The 18,831-nt window shown below is 44.6% G+C and carries 15 protein-coding genes, 5 tRNA genes and 1 rRNA gene (1 of these 21 running past the window's edge); 4 read left to right on the top strand and 17 right to left on the bottom strand.

The window, feature by feature from the left end:
- Window positions 1-8: 8 nt before the first annotated feature.
- Window positions 9-908, bottom strand: coding sequence for a PhzF family phenazine biosynthesis protein (locus CEF13_RS04690; RefSeq protein WP_102709644.1), 900 nt, complete (start codon window positions 906-908; stop codon window positions 9-11).
- A gap of 167 nt (window positions 909-1,075) precedes the next feature.
- On the opposite strand from CEF13_RS04690, the gene CEF13_RS04685 reads away from it, so the two are divergent.
- Together CEF13_RS04685 and CEF13_RS04680 are read left to right on the top strand one after the other, a co-directional pair.
- The gene (locus tag CEF13_RS04685; protein ID WP_102709643.1) at window positions 1,076-1,960 is read left to right on the top strand and encodes an alpha/beta fold hydrolase; all 885 of its coding nucleotides are present in this window, start codon (window positions 1,076-1,078) and stop codon (window positions 1,958-1,960) included.
- 134 nt (window positions 1,961-2,094) lie between these two features.
- The gene (locus CEF13_RS04680) at window positions 2,095-2,490 is read left to right on the top strand and encodes a cupredoxin domain-containing protein (RefSeq protein WP_102709642.1); all 396 of its coding nucleotides are present in this window, start codon (window positions 2,095-2,097) and stop codon (window positions 2,488-2,490) included.
- 68 nt (window positions 2,491-2,558) lie between these two features.
- On the opposite strand, the gene CEF13_RS04675 is transcribed toward CEF13_RS04680, so the two are convergent.
- The 3 genes from CEF13_RS04675 to CEF13_RS04665 all read right to left on the bottom strand — a co-directional run bounded on the left by CEF13_RS04675 (window position 2,559) and on the right by CEF13_RS04665 (window position 4,186).
- On the bottom strand, window positions 2,559-2,828 hold the full coding sequence (locus CEF13_RS04675) for a hypothetical protein (protein ID WP_102709641.1): 270 nt from the start codon (window positions 2,826-2,828) through the stop codon (window positions 2,559-2,561).
- A 38-nt stretch (window positions 2,829-2,866) separates the two neighbouring features.
- The gene (locus CEF13_RS04670) at window positions 2,867-3,604 is read right to left on the bottom strand and encodes a hypothetical protein (RefSeq protein ID WP_102709640.1); all 738 of its coding nucleotides are present in this window, start codon (window positions 3,602-3,604) and stop codon (window positions 2,867-2,869) included.
- A gap of 69 nt (window positions 3,605-3,673) precedes the next feature.
- Window positions 3,674-4,186: a DUF6886 family protein gene (locus CEF13_RS04665; RefSeq protein ID WP_102709639.1), complete on the bottom strand. Its 513-nt coding sequence runs from the start codon at window positions 4,184-4,186 to the stop codon at window positions 3,674-3,676.
- Window positions 4,187-4,317: 131 nt separating this feature from the next.
- On the opposite strand from CEF13_RS04665, the gene CEF13_RS04660 reads away from it, so the two are divergent.
- The gene (locus tag CEF13_RS04660; protein WP_102709638.1) at window positions 4,318-5,379 is read left to right on the top strand and encodes a helix-turn-helix domain-containing protein; all 1,062 of its coding nucleotides are present in this window, start codon (window positions 4,318-4,320) and stop codon (window positions 5,377-5,379) included.
- Window positions 5,380-5,466: 87 nt separating this feature from the next.
- Here CEF13_RS04660 and CEF13_RS04655 read toward each other — a convergent pair whose 3' ends face one another.
- From CEF13_RS04655 to CEF13_RS04625, 6 genes are all read right to left on the bottom strand, one after another.
- Complete coding sequence (locus CEF13_RS04655; RefSeq protein WP_102709637.1) at window positions 5,467-6,519, bottom strand: M42 family metallopeptidase; 1,053 nt, start codon at window positions 6,517-6,519, stop codon at window positions 5,467-5,469.
- A gap of 300 nt (window positions 6,520-6,819) precedes the next feature.
- The gene (locus CEF13_RS04645) at window positions 6,820-7,704 is read right to left on the bottom strand and encodes a carbohydrate ABC transporter permease (protein WP_102709635.1); all 885 of its coding nucleotides are present in this window, start codon (window positions 7,702-7,704) and stop codon (window positions 6,820-6,822) included.
- A gap of 73 nt (window positions 7,705-7,777) precedes the next feature.
- Window positions 7,778-8,668, bottom strand: coding sequence for an ABC transporter permease (locus CEF13_RS04640; RefSeq protein WP_102709634.1), 891 nt, complete (start codon window positions 8,666-8,668; stop codon window positions 7,778-7,780).
- Between the two features lie 69 nt (window positions 8,669-8,737).
- Window positions 8,738-10,447 (bottom strand): extracellular solute-binding protein, encoded by a 1,710-nt coding sequence (locus CEF13_RS04635; RefSeq protein ID WP_102709633.1) that lies wholly within the window; start codon window positions 10,445-10,447, stop codon window positions 8,738-8,740.
- A 147-nt stretch (window positions 10,448-10,594) separates the two neighbouring features.
- Window positions 10,595-12,010, bottom strand: coding sequence for a response regulator (locus CEF13_RS04630; RefSeq protein ID WP_102709632.1), 1,416 nt, complete (start codon window positions 12,008-12,010; stop codon window positions 10,595-10,597).
- Window positions 12,007-13,617 (bottom strand): sensor histidine kinase, encoded by a 1,611-nt coding sequence (locus CEF13_RS04625; RefSeq protein WP_243864853.1) that lies wholly within the window; start codon window positions 13,615-13,617, stop codon window positions 12,007-12,009. The genes CEF13_RS04630 and CEF13_RS04625 overlap by 4 nt, the downstream gene beginning before the upstream one ends.
- 256 nt (window positions 13,618-13,873) lie before the next feature.
- On the opposite strand from CEF13_RS04625, the gene CEF13_RS04620 reads away from it, so the two are divergent.
- Window positions 13,874-15,148 (top strand): methyl-accepting chemotaxis protein, encoded by a 1,275-nt coding sequence (locus tag CEF13_RS04620; protein WP_102709631.1) that lies wholly within the window; start codon window positions 13,874-13,876, stop codon window positions 15,146-15,148.
- A gap of 63 nt (window positions 15,149-15,211) precedes the next feature.
- On the opposite strand, the gene CEF13_RS04615 is transcribed toward CEF13_RS04620, so the two are convergent.
- The 7 genes from CEF13_RS04615 to CEF13_RS04585 form a co-directional block, all read right to left on the bottom strand.
- Window positions 15,212-15,685 carry a DinB family protein gene (locus CEF13_RS04615; RefSeq protein WP_102709630.1) on the bottom strand — a complete coding sequence of 158 codons (474 nt, stop codon included), beginning with the start codon at window positions 15,683-15,685 and terminating at the stop codon, window positions 15,212-15,214.
- Window positions 15,686-15,839: 154 nt separating this feature from the next.
- Window positions 15,840-15,918, bottom strand: a tRNA-Leu gene (locus tag CEF13_RS04610).
- A gap of 12 nt (window positions 15,919-15,930) precedes the next feature.
- A tRNA-Arg gene (locus tag CEF13_RS04605) sits at window positions 15,931-16,007 on the bottom strand.
- 20 nt (window positions 16,008-16,027) lie between these two features.
- Window positions 16,028-16,101, bottom strand: a tRNA-Cys gene (locus tag CEF13_RS04600).
- A gap of 7 nt (window positions 16,102-16,108) precedes the next feature.
- Window positions 16,109-16,183: transfer RNA gene (locus CEF13_RS04595), tRNA-Gly, on the bottom strand.
- A 16-nt stretch (window positions 16,184-16,199) separates the two neighbouring features.
- Window positions 16,200-16,275: transfer RNA gene (locus CEF13_RS04590), tRNA-His, on the bottom strand.
- A gap of 207 nt (window positions 16,276-16,482) precedes the next feature.
- A 23S ribosomal RNA gene (locus CEF13_RS04585) occupies window positions 16,483-18,831 on the bottom strand (it continues 587 nt past the right edge of the window).

Below are 18,831 nucleotides of genomic sequence, written 5' to 3'. Positions count from 1 at the left end.
CTTATCCATTAACCATTCACCGATAAGGGGACCTCAAACTCTTTCACATAACAGGCATTGCCCGTAATCTCTATCTCTTCGCCATCGTTTGTTACGGCTACACGTATTCTGCCGTCTCTTCCGATCTCTTGTCCTTGTTCAATCAAAAGGTTTAATGAGGATTTGTTTTTCTTATCTATATATTTTGCGTAATATGCTCCCATTACTCCAGAAGCCGTTCCTGTGACGGGGTCTTCAATCGTACCGGAAAAAGGCGATGAGAAATGACGAGCATGCATATCAGCATTCGTATCGTATGTTTCGAAACAAAATGGATGGATTGAGGCTCTAGGCATTTCTTCTAATATTTCCGGAAAGAGCTTGTTATTGGGTTTCATTCTCTCAAAGGCGCTAAGTGTTCTTATTGGAACCAATAACGTCCATGTTCCAGTACTTCCATACACGGCAGGCAATTCTGTCATTATATCCTTTACCTCTATGCCCAAAGAAGCTGCCAAATCTGGATATGATCCGTGAAATGCTTGGAACTCAGGACAAGCTTGCTGCATCGTTATTTGCAGCTCTCCATTCGTATGGGAAAGAAGCTTAATGGGGAAAATGCCTGCTTTTGTTTCGATCGTCAAATCCATTTTAGCTCCGAGCAGCCCTCTTTTCTTCCATGCATAAATGGTTGCCATCGTTGCATGACCACATAAATTTATTTCATGGCCAGGTGTAAAATAACGAATTTTCAAGTCAGCCCTTTCGGATTGAAGGGGAAAAGCTGTCTCATTGAAGCCAACTTTTTCGGCTATTTCCCGCATTTGCTCCTCCGTAAGATTTTCTCCATCCAAAACAACTCCAGCCGGATTTCCTTTATTAGGGATGGTACTGAATGCATCGTAATGATATACCTTGATTTTGTTCATATGCGCCCCTCCAAATTTCTATTACCCAATTTTTCCCTATATTATATCATGTCTCTTACCAATCCCGTCTAACATAAATGCTCAAGCTAGCTTTTTATGTTGTAATATTTGTAAACAAATGGTATTAATGAAAGATAAATAAACCATTCGAGAGAAGGTTATCTGTCATGGTTAAAGTATTTAAAAAAGAAAAAGCCAAATATGAGGTCCTTCATTCCTATAATCGCATCCTTGAAATGTGGTCAACCGAGTTTCAAGAAATGGATGTTCCGACCATGTATGGCATGACCCACTGTATTGCTTCCGGAAATAATTCGAATCCGCCGCTTCTATTATTTCATGGCGTAGGTGATAATTCTGCAGTTATGTGGATGCTCAATATGAAGGAATTATCGAAGTATTTTTATTGTATAGCTGTAGATACTATTGGCGGACCAGGAAAAAGTGTTCCAAACGATAATTTTACGAAAAAAAAGTTTGATCAAGTGCAATGGATCTCTGAAATTTTAAATTATTTTAATTTAGAAAAGGTTAGCCTTGCAGGTGTCTCTAACGGTGCATACATGGTATACAACTATGCAGCAGCAAATAGTGGCAGAGTGAAGAAAGTGATTTGTATGGAGGGCGGAATGGTTACCAAACCAATCCAAACGATGCTGCGGACCATTCTACTGATGTTTCCTGAAATAATGATTCCTACACATACCAATCTTCTTCGCATATTAAAAAAGCTGAGCTCTCCAAGCTCAAATCTATTTGATCGATACCCAATAATAGCAGAGCATCTCATTTTATTAATGAAAAGCCATAATCAGCAAGCCATGTTTGCGCATAAGCTCGTCAAATATGATCGAGCAAGCGGCATCGCAATAAGAAATAAGCTTTATTTTCTAATAGCAGAGCATCAGATAGATATGAAGAAGGATTTAATGGATATTTTAAAGAAAGATGAATTTCACTATAAAGTGATAGCTGACGCAGGACATGGCATTAACCATGAACAGCCTGATACCATTAATAACGAAATGATTCGATTTCTGTTAGAGCAATAATCCTTTATACAAACCCCCTCCATAAAATGATTAGTAATTGTTTCATAAGTTTAAAAAGTGGTAAAATCGGGCACCTTAAGTATGACAGAGCGGCATCGCTGCTTCGCATATTTATGACCTGGGAGGAATACAGCATGAACAGAAAATTGTACCTCGTTTTAACGATTACAGCTCTTGCTATCGTAATGGCATTAAGTGCATGCGGTAAAACGAATAACACCAACAAAGGCGGCACTCCTTCTCAAAGCCCTGCAGCAGGCGGTGGCGGAACAAAGGAAATTACCGTAACGGCTAAAAATTTCGAATTTGATCAGCCTGATATAAAACTAAAAGTAGGCGATACGGTTAAGCTTACTCTCAAGAACGACCAAGGCAACCACGGTCTTGCTATTCCAGAACTGAATGTGAGCATCAAAAACGGCGAGTCCGCTACTTTTACAGTAGATAAAGCCGGCAGCTACGCTTACAATTGTTCCATCCAATGCGGCGCCGGCCATGACAATATGGTAGGCACAATTACCGTTTCTTAACGTTGAATCACAAATAAACAGGGGCACTCCTTTAATGGAGCGCCCCTGTTTATTTAAAACAAATATAATTAATCGATCGTCTCATCAGTTGTATGAATGGACTCATTACGTTCATTATTCTGAACAACACGAGCTGGTCTTACGACCCAATTCTCACGGTTCATTCGTTTAACTGTAGTTATCCGCTCATTTCTAACCCCGCCGTTGCCATCCGTTGGCGTAGCTTGTACTTGCTTTTGGCTGCTGTTTTTGGCGTTTACTTTGTCTTTGCTTTTAGTGCCGCCTGCAGGCTTGCCTCCATTATGTTTTCCTTTATTCCATACGCGTCCTTTACTCATACCTACACTTCATTTCTCTGCTTATTTGTGTACCACAATTATAGCACAGCACCCGCCAGCAGCACGAATAATACAAGATATGCTGAAATGGTGCAAACGATATACAAAGCGCGATGTTCCTTAGCAACCTGGTATAAATCCATTGCCCCCGTTATAGATAGTATGAGCGTAGACAATAAGGTTACTGTTAATACAAATATGGACAGTTTAAAGCTCATCAGAGCCAAAATTCCTGATATTATAAATCCTGCCCCTGCTATGTACTGCATCGCTCCAATATGTGTAATTAACGATTTAATAGACTGGCGTTGCCCGCCCTTCCAGGAACCGATAGACCAAATAGCTGCAAGCAATGAAGCGCTTGATAAAATTGCGATCAAGAACATTTTCCCATATACAGCAGCGCTTATCGATCTGCGTGTCTCAAAAAGATCGGCAAAGCTCGAAATCCCCCCGAAACCAAAGGCGCGCATAATGACACTCTCTACCTTATTGCCTATAAACATAGCCCATATTAGAAATCCAATAATAGCAGCCGCAATTCCTAAAACTCCATAAACGAAATCTTTAGTTGAATGAAGATTCAAGCTTTCGAGCGGGTTTGTCAGCAATCGTATAATTACATTCTTATCCACTTGTTTAACTGAATCATTCATATCATCTAATAAAGATCTCTGCGCTCTTGCTGCTCCCGCAGCTACTGGCGGTAAATCCTCCATTCTGCGCGCTGATTCCTCGCTCGTAATTGGCTCATCCTTATTTTTATTTAAATCCATCTTGATGCCTCCCATTAGTATAATTATTCATTCCTTCTATTCTACTTGATTGCAGCTGGAAACAACATCCTAATGTATAGCTGCATGATTAAATCGGATGATCGAGAAATCATCCACACTTGACGATAATATTGCATTCCTTATGGGATATAGATTAGGAGTAATCCTCAGCTCAATCCCTCTGCTTAGCAGCTTGCTGATCAAATTATTTACTGGCTCCACGCTGACCGGCACTATCGTTTCCGATGAAACATAATATCCCGCTATAGAATCCAGCAGCTTGAATTGTCGTTCCTCAAAGGTATACTTAAAAATCGTCGTATTATGGATGCGTTCAAGCCAGCTTGTTTCCACCGATATAATCGTATTGGCAGCAGTACTAGAAAAAAAACGTTCCATATCATTTGGTGTTACCTGATCCGATTTCGAATATATGACTCTAGGACAATCTCTTGGAAAAAGATAGTTTACCGAATGCTCTTCATCAATTGCCCAAACGACTGGCGGCATTTCCTTAATATTTTGTTTCAGCTGCGGAACAAATTTGTTAATATCCGGATTCTCGCTGAAATGATAAAGCATCGGCTTTCCTCCTTAAGGCTTACTTCAATAGTCGTATTATATAGTGGAAATGGATTAAATTCAATTTTTTTCAAATTAATCTTGCATTTGAGAGTAAACTAAATTACTCTATAAAGTAAGGAGGCGATGACATGTTTGATGATTTGCAGCTAAATGTTCCCCTGCTCCGGCGGCGTGTTCCCAATCTTACGACGGTCGCTCGAGCAGCAGGCTTGCGTTCAGCTACGGTTTCCAATTTGTGCACGGGTAAAACACCCGTAGGTCGTGCAGAGGTTCGTACGATTGCGGCACTAGCCGCATTGGCGGGCTGCAGCTTGGATGAGTTAATAATTCGAGGGAGTGGTGTAGCAATGATTGAAACGGGTATCAAGGCTTTAGATCTGTTTGCTCCTGTTGTACGCGGCGGTACGGTTGGCTTGGTAGCGCGCCCTGGTATGGGACAGCTGGTTCTGCTTGGAGAACTTATGCTGCGATTGAGAAAACGTGGATTCGCCACCTTCCTATGGGACCCTCAAACCGATGTTCCAGGACTTAATCTTGTAAGGGAACACGCAGAAATCATTTGCACCAATAAGGAAGAGGTCTATAAACAAATTATTGCTATACGAGATGAACGTGATATATTGCTCGCAGTTGATCGCACAATGGTATTATCAGGCGAACTGTTTTCTTTGCGCGAGCAATTACAGGAAGCAGGCACCAGACCGGTCACCTTTGCTCTAGTCGACACAAGAGGGGAAGCCGCAGATGAAGAAGCTCCGTTTGGCCCACTGGATACACTATGGCGTTTCGATACGGACTTAATCAGTCGAGGTTTTTACCCTGCAGTAGATCCGGTTTTCTCTACGTCTACCGTATTGGAAGGGGCACAATTGGATGCCGTACACCTGACAATCCAACAGAGAGCCAGAAAACTATTACGCCGTTACAGAGAGCTTCGGCCATTAGCAGCTGCGCAAGGATTAGAGAAAATGACGGAGTTTGACAGACAATTATATAAACGGGGCGAACGATTGGAATCATTCCTTACACAGCCATTCTTTGTTGCTGAACCCCATACTAAAAAACCAGGCGAGACGTTATCTCTATACGATACGCTTGATGATGTACGTCGCATTCTTGATGGAGTTATTGATGATTTGGAGCCAGAGCAATTATTTTTCAAAGGACGCTTAGTCATACCGCAACCATAAGAAAAGCATAAACAGCTTTGCCGTCCAGTGACGGCAAAGCTGCGTTAAACACAGATATACTTTCTTTTCTTTATGTGGATCGTCCCTTTATTTATCTAGCACATAGGCAAGAAGCAAGGCAGCTGTATTCACAATCGCATCCAAATGCGTTCGTTCCATTCCATGTGATGCATGAACTCCGGGCCCGATTAAAGCTGCGCGAATATCATTTCCACCTCTTAGCGCTGCAGATGCATCCGAGCCATAGTATGGATATATATCGATAGCATGCGGAAGTTTTTCACGTTTAGCCAGCTCTATCAGCTTTGACGTCATTTGGTAATCATAAGGCCCTGTGGAATCTTTGGCACATATCGAAACATCATGCTCGGTCGCTGATAAATCATCTCCAATTGCCCCCATATCAATGGCAATAAATTCGGATATGTCTGATGGAATGGAGGAGCTTCCGTGTCCTACTTCTTCGTATGTAGATAGAATGATTTTCAGCGTATTAGACGGAGATTTTCCTTCCCGTTTAAACCACTCCATGAGACCGAATAGAGCCGCTACACTCGCTTTATCATCTAAGTGCCGAGATTTGACCCAGCCGTTCGGCATTATGCGAGTACGAGGATCCCAAGATATGAAATCTCCTACCGCAATGCCAAGCTTCTCCACATCCTCTTTGGATTTCACCAGCTCATCGATCCGAATTTCCATATTCGCTTCTTCCCGCTTCCAATCTCGAGCATCGGGATATACATGCACGGATGCCTTCGTAGACAATACCGTTCCCTCGTATTTCCGTCCGTCGCGGGTGTGAATGAGACAGTATTCTCCTTCTACCGTATGCATGGCATAACCACCAATCGGCGTTAAACGAATCATTCCGTTCGATTTGATCGAGCGGACCATCCCACCGAGCGTATCGAGATGTGCGGATATGCCAATCACTTTATCGTTCTTTTCCCCCGGAATTGTAATTATTCCATTTCCTTTGGGCGTAATTTCTAGTGAATATCCTAGCTTAGCCGTTTCAGTTCCGATATATTTCATGATATCCATACAATATCCGCTAGGACTTGGTGTTGTTAGCAAGGCTTCCAGCAAACCGGTGACAAATTCTCGGTTTAATTGCGGTTCAAGTGGTGTAGACATAGTCATGTCCCCTTTCGTTTACATAGCTCAAAATAAATTCGGCGTTAATCCGCCATCTGTTCAATTGTACGCGATTCGCTTGCAGGATCAAAATTTATTATGATTGCAACAATGACATCCATCCTTATTTCTCCAGAAACAACCCCAGTTTGTGGAATAGAGCTAGTTTCTAGCTCTATTCGGTCAAGCTTTCGCCGCAGGAGCTCATATCCGCCACTCGCGTGAGAAATAGCCAGCATATATGGAAAGGGGGCGTCTCCCAAGGTCATTGACCTTGGGAGACGCCCCCTTTTGTAACATTTATTCTTTCACGGAACCGAGAGTAATACCATGGATGAAGAAGCGCTGCAGGAATGGATAAACGATCAATACAGGAATCATAGCTATAAAAATTTTGGCGGCATTCAGCGTCTGATTGGAAAGCTCGCTTAGCTTTTTATACTCGTCCTCCGTCATGGTTGTCGTATCAATGGTAACAACGAGCTGCTGAATATACGTTTGCAGCGGATATTTATCAGTCGAGGACATAAGAACCAGCCCATGAAAAAATTCATTCCAATGATAAACAATTCCGAACAGAGTTATGGTAGCCAGTACAGGAACTGCTAGCGGCACATAAAGCCGTACCAGCGTGTACCAGGGCCCAGCACCATCAACAAGGGCGGCCTCCTCCAGCTCTTTGGGCAGGTTCCGGAAAAAGTTAACGACAAGAATAATATGGAATACTTGCAATCCTCCTGCAAATACGAGTCCCCATACGGTATTCATGAGTCCATAGGATTTCATCGCCATATACCAAGGTACAAGTCCACCGTTGAAGAACATCGTGAAAACGAGCACCCACATAAATATATTGCGTGGCCGGAAGGCTCTCGTCGTTTTCGATAAAGGATAAGCCGTCAAAACAACGACAATAAAGTTCAACGTCGCACCGAGAAGTACACGCTGCAATGATATGCCAAATGAGCGTATGAATTTCTCATCACTCATAATCTGATCGTAAGCGTTCAGATTAAATCCAATCGGCCATAGACGGACAATGCCAGCTGCGGCTGCGGCTTTATCGCTGAGGGATAAGGCAAACGTATACCATATCGGCATTACGCACAGCAGTCCTATGGCTAATAGTATGATGACTAGAAGAATATCCATTGCTTTGGCGCCAAAGGTTTTTTCTGTAACCATTATGCGATGCTCCCTTCAACCCGCAAACATGAAGCGAGATTGGCTTCTTTTCTCGTTTTGACTTCAATTGGTGTTAAAAAATACGATAGTTCGCAAATCGAGAAGCCAAATAATAAGAAATAACGATTAAAACGAAACTGACCACTGATTTTAATAATCCCATTGCCGTAGCTAGACTGAATTGAAGATTTTGTAATCCAGCACGATAAACCCAAGTATCAATAATATCACCGGTTGAATATACGAGTGGATTATACATGTTGAATATTTGATCAAAACCCGCATTCAATACGTTGCCTAGACTGAGTACTGCAAGCAGCACAATGGTTGTCGTGATGCCGGGAACTGTAACGAATCGCAGACGCTGCAGCCTTGTCGCACCATCGATAGCAGCTGCCTCATATAATGCCGGATTTATTGAAGTTAATGCGGCCAAATATATGATCGTATTAAAGCCAAATTCCTTCCACACGTCGCTCCCTACGACGATATAAGGGAATAGATCAGCGCGTGCTAAGAACAAAATAGGTTCTACTCCAAAAAAAGTAAGCATGCCGTTCACTGGCCCTTTAAAAGCAAAAACATCAAGCAAAATACCTGAGAGAATAACCCAAGATAAGAAATGCGGTAAATACACAATCGTTTGTATCCATCTCTTCATTACGATTACTCGCAGCTCATTCAGCATGAGTGCGAAAATTAGCGGCACTAGCAAATTGCCTATTATTTTTAGAACCGCGATGTAAATCGTGTTGAACATAATGGTTTTACTATCTGAAAGCAAAAACATGTATTTGAAATTTTCCAGTCCAATCCACTCTGATTTAAAAATGCCCAAGCCAGGGTTGAAATCCTGAAATGCCATCACTATGCCGAGCATGGGAACCAAGCTGAACAAGATCAGCCATACCATTCCCGGCAGAAGCATGAGGTAATAATGTTTTTCAAAGCCCCTGTTTGTCATGCTTCACTTCCCTCCTCAGCCTAATTGGAATGAAAAGGCGCCTTTATTCGAGACGCCTTTTTTCTCCATTTACTTCTTAACAGCCTCAGCAACTTCCTCTGTTACTTTGTCGCCATCCTGCTTTTTCCAATCCTCGACGAACATATCGAATGATTCCAGCGGTGCAGCGCCCATAATAATTTTGAGGAAGGTTTCCGTCTCCAGCTTCTCAAGATTCGCCCAGCGGCTTTCCATCGTTTTGGTTTGTGAATAGGTTAAGCTGTAAACCTCGTTGCGCTTCTCCATCAGCGGCTTGCCGCCTACGAAGATAGAATACAGACGGCTCCACGCCCCCATATCATCTGTGTTCCAATATTGAATGTCGTTTTTGTCATAAGGCTCCAGCTTCGTCTTCGTTACTTTGTTCGCATCATCGACCAGCAGCTTATAGCCTGGAATGTTCAGATCCTCCGGCTTCTTCGTACCAGCCAGCACTTCTTGCAAGCTTTGCAGCGTGAACTCAATTTCGTCTACTGGTGCATATACAATCCGGACAGGATAGTGATCCAGTGTTACAGAAACATCGAAGGTAGCTTCATCGCGAACGAGCAAATTCAATAACTTCAATGCAACCTCAGGATGTTCATATCCTTTTCTTACAGCCAAAAACTGCGAGGAAGGCGTAGCCATATGCGGGCTGTACTCTCCATTCTTATCAAGCGGAAGCGCATAAGCCTGCCAGTTTGCGGTCGGATCGTTCTTGATAGCATCAGGCAGCGGCCAGTATCCCATCCAGAATGGACCGAAGAAAATGCCTGACTTGCCGGCAACGACGGGCTCAGCCGCATCTTTACGAATACTCATTTCCCTGTCAATCAACCCTGCTGCATACATCTCGCGCAGCTTGGCTAGCGCATCCTTTACTTCCGGTTGAATGGAACCGTATACCGGTTTGCCATCTTTGCCTTCCAGCCAAAAGCCCGGATAAGCGAGATATGCGGAGAAAATAGGATCTAGTCCGAATGTGTTATTGCTTGAAGTAATAAAATTGGCATGAATTTTGCCGCCTGCCTGCGGACCGGAAATTCCGATTGTATCCTTCTGATTGTTGCCGTCCGGATCCTGCTCAACGAATGCTTTAGCTACAGCTGCCAGCTCATCAACTGTTTTCGGCACTTCAAGCTTAAGCTTGTCAAGCCAATCCTGGCGGATCCACATCGTATGGACAGCATCACCACGCGCCGTCACATTCGGAAGCGCCATCATTTTACCGTCGAAGTTAACCGCTTCGAGTGCGCGTCCTTCTGTTTTCTCAATAATGCCCTTAATGGCTGGTGATGCGTACTGATCAAACACCTCCGACAAGTCAGCCAGTTGACCAGCTTTGACCATCTGTCTGAGCTGTGCGTCATTGACAATGACCAAGTCCGGCAAATCATCGCTGGCAATAGCTAGGTTAACCTTCTGGTCGTAATCCTTGCCTTTCGATGCTTGCCAAACGATCTTCGTATCCACATTTAACTGTTCCTTAATGTGGCGAGTATATTGGTTATTTTCGGGCGTGTCACCTTGCGGAAGACTTTTGTCCGTTGGATCGATCCCCTGTCCAATGCGAATCGTTACAGGATCTTTATATTTGCCGAACGGATCAGCTGCAGCCGGCTGCTCCGTTACTTTATTTCCATCCTTCGAATCCGCAGCTGGTGATGGACTTTTCGAGTTATTATTACTGCCGCATGCTGTCACAACCACCATTAGAATTGCGATACATATAAACCCTATTTTTTTAACCGCTTTCATCTTATCCCCTTCTTTCTTTACGAATATGACTAACGCTTTAAAGATATCATAGAAAGATATGGGCCTATATGAGTGTATCGTAGCGAGTAGGGGTAGAGTGATGTACGCAAACCAAAAAAGGAGAGAGAACAGATCTCCCCCCTTCAATCAGACATTTCTCCCCTGCCGCTGCTGTTGACGGAATTCACTGGGCAGCATGCCGGAATGGCTTCGAAAGACGCGGCTAAAGTATTTCTCATCTGAATATCCGGTATGCTCCGCAATCCATTGGATTGTTTTGGTTGAATGCAGCAAATATTCTTTCGCTTTCTCATATCTAGCATATCTCAAATACTCATTGAACGGCTTACCCGTTAAATCCTTAAAGCACTGACTGAAATAGCTCCGGCTCATATTGACACGCCGTGCCACCTCGACCGCATGCACCGACCGATCTATTTCCTCCTGAATAATCTTAACCGCCCGCATAATACAGTCTGTCACTTCCGGTGAGTATTGTGGTTTAACGACAGATTGAACAGTTTGGTCACGAATCATTTGAAGCCTAATGCTCGCATCATGCCAGCTCTGAATGTAATACTGCGATTGAAGCTTATCTCCCGTTAGCGAGGCATAAACCCGATTCCATTCGGTCTCCAGTACGAGAAGCAAATGAACAACTCTAGCAGGAGGCATTCGCAATGATTTCAGCTCTGACAGCCAATTGAGAAAAATCTGCTCCTTCTGAACCCATTCAAAGGATAGCCATTGCTCCTTCAGCAACAAGAAGCGGTCCTCCGCAATGACAGAATTCTCTTCCTGCAGCTGTGCGAGTGTACGCTCATAGAAAGTCTTTTCTGCACAATAATCGTAAAAGAAGCCCATATGCCGGTACGAACGCAGCGTGCGATGGATACTATTCATCTTCTCGCCGGTCAATCCGCTTAGCTTCATACAGTTCCATCCGTATTGTTCGCTCATGGCCTCAGCTAGTTTCAACAACGGCTTCGAATCTGGCTTCAGCTGAGCTTGCGGCTTCCATAACCAAACATTGAGATCAACCTCCTCAAGCTCATCATTCTGAAATCGATCCGAAAGCCAAGACAGATTCGGATTTCCTTCCTTTGAAAGGAATACATAAACAGTATCCACATCATGATTAACGGAAAGCGCCGAGCCAGAGCTCGGAAGATGTCTGAACCCTTCCTCTTCTATTCGTCCGTGAATGCGTCCCAATACTTCCTCCAGACGCTCCTTCTCAAGCTGCACTTTCGCGATATAATCGAGTGCACCGAGCCTCAATGCCTCTTGTATGTAATTGAAATCCTGATGCAGCGTTAGTATGACCATGAAAAGCCTTGGATAACGCTTTCTCGCTTCACGCATAAGCTCCATGCCGGACATAACAGGCATTGCAAGATCGGTTAACATCAGATCAACGGAATTCGTTTCTAGAAACTCAAGCGCCTTTTCTCCGTTTTGCGCTTCTCCCACAACCTCCATGTCGAAATCAGACCAGGGCATCACAGAGATGAGCCCTTTCCGGACGAGCTTATCGTCATCAACAATAAGTACTTTGATCATATATCTATCCCCTCCTTGCTATTATGAACCGGCAAGCGCAGCGTAACGGTCGTTCCCTCTCCGACAATACTTTCAATCTCCATGCTGGCTCGTCCTTCATAATAAGAAGCCAGTATTCGTTTCACATAATTCATGCCAATTCCCATTCCTACAATCTCATTCTCTACATGCTCCGGCTGCATGAGATTTCGAATCGTTTTCTCCGACATGCCTGCGCCATTATCACGAATGGAAAATACAAGCTCTTCCCTAAAATGAACATCTACATATATGGAGCCGGTATCGTCCAGCCCATGATAAAGCACATTCTCGACAAGAGGCTGTAAAATAAATCGAGGAATGGGATAATCCAATACTTCTTCATCTGCATCAATTCTGACATCGAACTCGAAGTTATAACGAATTTGCTGTAAGGTCAAGTAATGACGAAGCGCATCCAGCTCATCCCGTACTGTGGAATGCTTGCCCTGCTTGCCGAGATTATAATAAAGCAAATTATTGAGAGATACGACTAAGCGGTCAATTTCACTTTGACCATTCATTACCGCCAGCCAATGGGCAGTATCCAACGTATTCATCAAGAAATGAGGATTAATTTGATACAGCAGCTTCTCAATTTCCAAATCCGCTCGACGTTTCTCTTTCTGCTCCACTTCCAGGAACAGCTCGCCGACTTGCGATTTCATGGACTTGAATTGATGAAGCAAATGATCAAACTCCGGAATTTTCATTTTTAGAGACTCTGACTGATAGTGGTTGTTTGTCATTCCTTTTATCTCTTTATTGAAATTTTTAAGAGGCTTATAAACCATGCGCCACAGCAGCCATCCGAGCGTAAGATTCATCACGAGAAACAGTAAAGTAAAGGAGGATAATTGAACGATCCATCGATCGCGTTCCCGATTGAATTCTGATTCTTTGATCACCGAAATAACGCTCCAGCCTTGACTTGTTGTACTCTTATACCAATAATAGCCGTTTTTATTGCCCGTCTCTTTACCGGAAATATGCTCCTCAAATAACGTGTTTCGAGCAAATGCATCGCTTAATTCCGTATATACAATTTTCCCGTCTTTATCAAGCATCAAATGGGATAAGCTGCGGCCGATTTGATCGTAATCCAAAATATTTTGCGCAAGCTTAAATCCCGACTCAATATAAATATACACATCCTGACGATCGGGAAGGCCGCCCTGCCGCAGAGCGGACAGCACCAGCTGATTATCATGAGGATTATAGCTCGCATGCGGACCAAAATAACGTATACTATGATAGCTGAACAATAGAGGAAGCGTGTCAGGATCAAATGACTCATCTACACGTAGATTTTCGAATGCGACCTTCCCTTCATCTTGGTAGTAATACAGCGTCAACCCGATATTCGGGTTTGTAAAGGTAATCGAGCCTAATTCAATTCCGATCGCATCTACCAATTTGCTTCTTTCATAAGGTTCATTTTCATTTAACAGCTGATCAAGCTTCTGTCCGACGCTTCCTTGGAAGGAGAGCTGCTGCGAAACATGATTCAAGTTGTTAATCGTATTTTCGAGTGATAATTTAATTTGCTTCAGATTGCCTTGAATGCCCGCATTGATTTTGTTCGTCATAATAGATGTGATCGCATAATACGAGATTATACTGCTGCAAAATATAGGTATCAGCGTACTAATAAGAAAAATGTAAAGAATACGTCTTTTCAATGTGAAATATTCATACAGATATCTCCGGCTAAAGTGCAACAAGCGATCATCAGTCTCCTATCGTCAAAATCTGCTAGTGTGATCTATATCACATTTTATACTAGCACATAATGAATATAATAGAAGAGTGATATAATGTGCACATTATACAGGAGGATCTAACATGACATTTAGTTTAGTACGCAAGCTTGTGCTAGGCATCTTGATCGTATCTACCGTTACTTATAGCACCAGCGCCTTCTTTATTTTTCAACTAAAGCCGATTTTAGCACCTGACATGACTGATTGGATCTATATTACAGGAGTGCTTGTACTCGGCATACTGTGGACATGCTTTCTTGGATGGCTTGCTGCGCAGTTTCTTATTAGGCCGCTGCTCCGATTGACAAAGGTTGTCGATATAGTAGCGTCTGGAAATTTAAATATCACAATTCCACCCTATTCGTTTAATGACGAAATCAAACAGCTGCATCAATCGTTCCAACTGATGCTAAATAATTTGCGCCAAATGATTGCCGATGTGTCGGACAGTGTTGCCGTTACAGATCGGAGCGCCACAACGCTTGGATCTGCCATTGGGCAAGCGACCAATCAAATAGAAACCATTGCATTAACGATTGAGCGTATGGCTGAGGGTGCGGCTATACAAGCAGATTCCGCGCAGCAAATGCTTCATTCCGCAGAGCAAACCGCTGAGACAGCACAGGATATAAATAACGAGGCGGAACGCGCAATCGACATTGCCGGGACAATGGTTGGTACGATTTCTGCAAATGCAGCCCAGCTGCGTTCATTGGTTGATGGAATGCTTCATATATCGGAAACTAGCGAAAAAACACTTGATATTGTACGCAACCTGGAAGTCCAAGCAGGTGAAATTAGTCAAATCTCACAGCTTGTCAGCCAAATTGCCGATCAAACTCATTTGCTTGCCCTTAATGCTTCTATTGAAGCCGCTCATGCTGGAGAACAGGGTCAGGGCTTCGCTATAGTCGCTCAGCATATTCGCAAGCTGGCTGCGGACAGCGCTGCTGCTGGGGAGCATATAAATCAGCTGGTTGGACAAATGCAGGAGCAAACCTTAACGGTTGTCAATGAAACAGACAAGCAGGTACGGCTTATCCGTCATGAAACAACGATAGGCGAGAATGCTAAGCTTGTTTTGGACGAGGTCGTTTCCTCCGTTCATGAAACAGCCTCAGCATTGCAAAGCATTGTAGAGCATATTACGATTCAAACCGGGCAAATAAACAGCACATTTGATAAAGCGAAAAATATTGCTGGTACCGCCTTCGCAATTTCTGAGGGTGGATCTCACATATCAAGTGCAGCTCAGGATCAAACAGCGGTCATGCAAGAAATATCTGCTTCCTCTGAGCTTCTTCTGAATGAAGCGCAAGGCCTGAAACAGAAGACTGTCGTATTTGTTGTCAACTAATCTTTCAAGAACAAGAGCAGGCGCTCTATGGCAGCCTGCTCTTGTTCTTTTTATGAATACCTATTAACCGTTATTATGCTGTTTAAGAAACGCTTCGATTTGTTTGATATGATGCTCGTCATGATGAATGAATACGTCGACGAATTTTTTATAGGTATAATTTTGGTTATCAATTTTAAATTTAATAGAGTCATTGTACTGCTTGTTCAAGAGATCAAGCAATTGCTGTCTTGTTCTCACAACATCCGTAATGAGCATATTCAAATCGGTATAATGGGCAGCCAAAGCAGCTGCGACCTTATTATGCTCTTCTATATCTACGAAGAAAAGATTAGCGCCCTCGGTGAAATTCGGTACCATCATTTCGCTGCTATTTTTATCCCAATTCATCATATGAGTAAGAATTTCTCGAATTGACCATTTGCCTTCTGCAATGGGTTGGAGCCATAGATCATTGCTGCCAAGACCTTTCAAATTTTGTAACCAGATCAATAACTCAGAAAACTTACTTAGCGTCTTATTGGGTTTAACTGCCATGTATATTTCAATCTCCTTTGCATTCTTATTACCCCAAAATATACCATATAACACCGTAAAATGCAAACATATGTTCTTATAGCAGGAAGAGAGCAAAATACAAAAAAAGCTCCTAAGATCTAATGATCTTAAGAGCTTTGATGAAATACATATATGCCGATGAGAGGACTCGAACCTCCACGGTTTCCCTCACGATTTTGAGTCGCGCGCGTCTGCCATTCCGCCACATCGGCAAGTTATAAAGATGGCGTGCCCTAAGAGATTCGAACTCCTGGCCTTTTGATTCGTAGTCAAACGCTCTATCCAGCTGAGCTAAGGGCACATATTAGTATAAGAAAGGAATGGAGGCGCCACCTAGACTCGAACTAGGGGTAGAGCTTTTGCAGAGCTCTGCCTTACCACTTGGCTATGGCGCCGTATTAATGGAGCGGAAGACGGGAATCGAACCCGCGACCCTCGCCTTGGCAAGGCGATGCTCTACCGCTGAGCCACTTCCGCATATGAAACATAATTATGGGGCGATCGAGGGGAATTGAACCCCCGAGTGTCGGATCCACAAACCGATGCGTTAACCACTTCGCCACGACCGCCACGTTGAAAGCATATGGATCGTTGAAAGTCAGGAATCTATCAACGGTGCCATTATCACTAATGAAAAAAAATAAAACCCACTGTTGTGGGTCAAGCGTTAATGCAAGCATTAACAGCTTACGCCCTGAAAACTGGATACGAAAGGTAGGTTTGCTGAAACCTTACTGCTGTTGTCTGCCGGATGTATGGGTCCAAACAAACTGTTTTAGGATAAGCCCTCGACCGATTAGTATTCGTCAGCTCCACACATTGCTGTGCTTCCACCCCGAACCTATCAACCTCGTCGTCTTCAAGGGGTCTTACATACTGGGAAATCTCATCTTGAGGGGGGCTTCACGCTTAGATGCTTTCAGCGCTTATCCCGTCCGTACTTGGCTACCCAGCGGTGCTCCTGGCGGAACAACTGGTACACCAGCGGTACGTCCATCCCGGTCCTCTCGTACTAAGGACAGCTCCTCTCAAATTTCCTGCGCCCGCGACAGATAGGGACCGAACTGTCTCACGACGTTCTGAACCCAGCTCGCGTACCGCTTTAATGGGCGAACAGCCCAACCCTTGGGACCTACTTCAGCCCCAGGATGCGATGAGCCGACATCGAGGTGCCAAACCTCCCCGTCGATGTGGACTCTTGGGGGAGATAAGCCTGTTATCCCCAGGGTAGCTTTTATCCGTTGAGCGATGGCCCTTCCATTCGGTACCACCGGATCACTAAGCCCGACTTTCGTCCCTGCTCGACTTGTAGGTCTCGCAGTCAAGCTCCCTTATGCCTTTGCACTCTACGAATGATTTCCAACCATTCTGAGGGAACCTTTGGGCGCCTCCGTTACATTTTAGGAGGCGACCGCCCCAGTCAAACTGTCCACCTGACACGGTCCCCGAACCAGTTTCATGGTCCTAGGTTAGAACTCCGATACGATCAGGGTGGTATCCCAACGTTGCCTCCACACAAGCTGGCGCTCATGCTTCAAAGGCTCCCACCTATCCTGTACAGATCGTACCAAAGTTCAATATCAAGTTACAGTAAAGCTCCATGGGGTCTTTCCGTCTTGTCGCGGGTAACCTGCATCTTCACAGGTATTAAAATTTCACCGGATCTCTCGTTGAGACAGCGCCCAAGTCGTTACGCCATTCGTGCGGGTCAGAATTTACCTGACAAGGAATTTCGCTACCTTAGGACCGTTATAGTTACGGCCGCCGTTTACTGGGGCTTCGGTTCACAGCTTCGGGTTTAACCCCTAACCGCTCCCCTTAACCTTCCAGCACCGGGCAGGCGTCAGCCCGTATACTTCGCCTTACGGCTTCGCACAGACCTGTGTTTTTGCTAAACAGTCGCTTGGGCCTTTTCACTGCGGCCCCCTCAGGCTATTCACCTTACCGGGGCACCCCTTCTCCCGAAGTTACGGGGTCATTTTGCCGAGTTCCTTAACGAGAGTTCTTCCGCGCGCCTTAGCATGCTCTGCTCGCCTACCTGTGTCGGTTTGCGGTACGGGCACCTAGATCTCACTAGAGGCTTTTCTTGACAGCCGGAGTACATGACCTTCGCTACTGCAATTTTCGCTCCCCATCACAGCCCAGCCTTTATGATCGACGGATTTGCCTATCGATCAGCCTCACTGCTTGGACGGACTATTCCATCAGTCCGCGTCACTGCCCTTCTGTGTCACCCCATTGCTCAAACAATCTTCGGTGGTACAGGAATTTCAACCTGTTGTCCATCCACTACGCCTTTCGGCCTCGCGTTAGGTCCCGACTTACCCTGAGAGGACGAGCCTTCCTCAGGAACCCTTAGGCTTTCGGCGGACAAGATTCTCACTTGTCTTTTCGTTACTCATACCGGCATTCTCACTTGAATACAGTCCACCAGTCCTCACGGTCCAACTTCAATCCGTATTCAACGCTCCCCTACCCAAGTACCATATAGGCACATGTCATAGCTTCGGTGGTGTGTTTAGCCCCGTTACATTTTCGGCGCAGAGTCACTCGACCAGTGAGCTATTACGCACTCTTTAAATGATGGCTGCTTCTAAGCCAACATCCTGGTTGTCTTTGCAACTCCACATCCTTTCCCACTTAACACACACTTGGGGACCTTAGCTGATGATCTGGGCTGTTTCCCTCTTGACAATGGATCTTAGCACTCACTGTCTGACTCCCGAGTAGCACGTCTATGGCATTCGGAGTTTGACTGGACTTGGTAACCCTTGGCGGGCCCCGCACCCAATCAGTGCTCTACCTCCACGACGCTCATTCCTCGAGGCTAGCCCTAAAGCTATTTCGGGGAGAACCAGCTATCTCCGAGTTCGATTGGAATTTCTCCGCTACCCCCACCTCATCCCCGCACTTTTCAACGTGCGTGGGTTCGGGCCTCCAGTGCGTGTTACCGCACCTTCACCCTGGACAGGGGTAGATCACACGGTTTCGGGTCTACGACCACGTACTTATTCGCCCTATTCAGACTCGCTTTCGCTGCGGCTCCGTCTTCCCGACTTAACCTTGCACGTAATCGTAACTCGCCGGTTCATTCTACAAAAGGCACGCCATCACCCATTTAACGG

It is taken from the genome of Paenibacillus castaneae (assembly GCF_002884445.1).
GTDB lineage: Bacteria > Bacillota > Bacilli > Paenibacillales > Paenibacillaceae > Pristimantibacillus > Pristimantibacillus castaneae.
The sequence above is the reverse complement of the archived record's forward strand: the minus strand, read 5'-3'. Positions and strand labels throughout refer to the sequence as shown.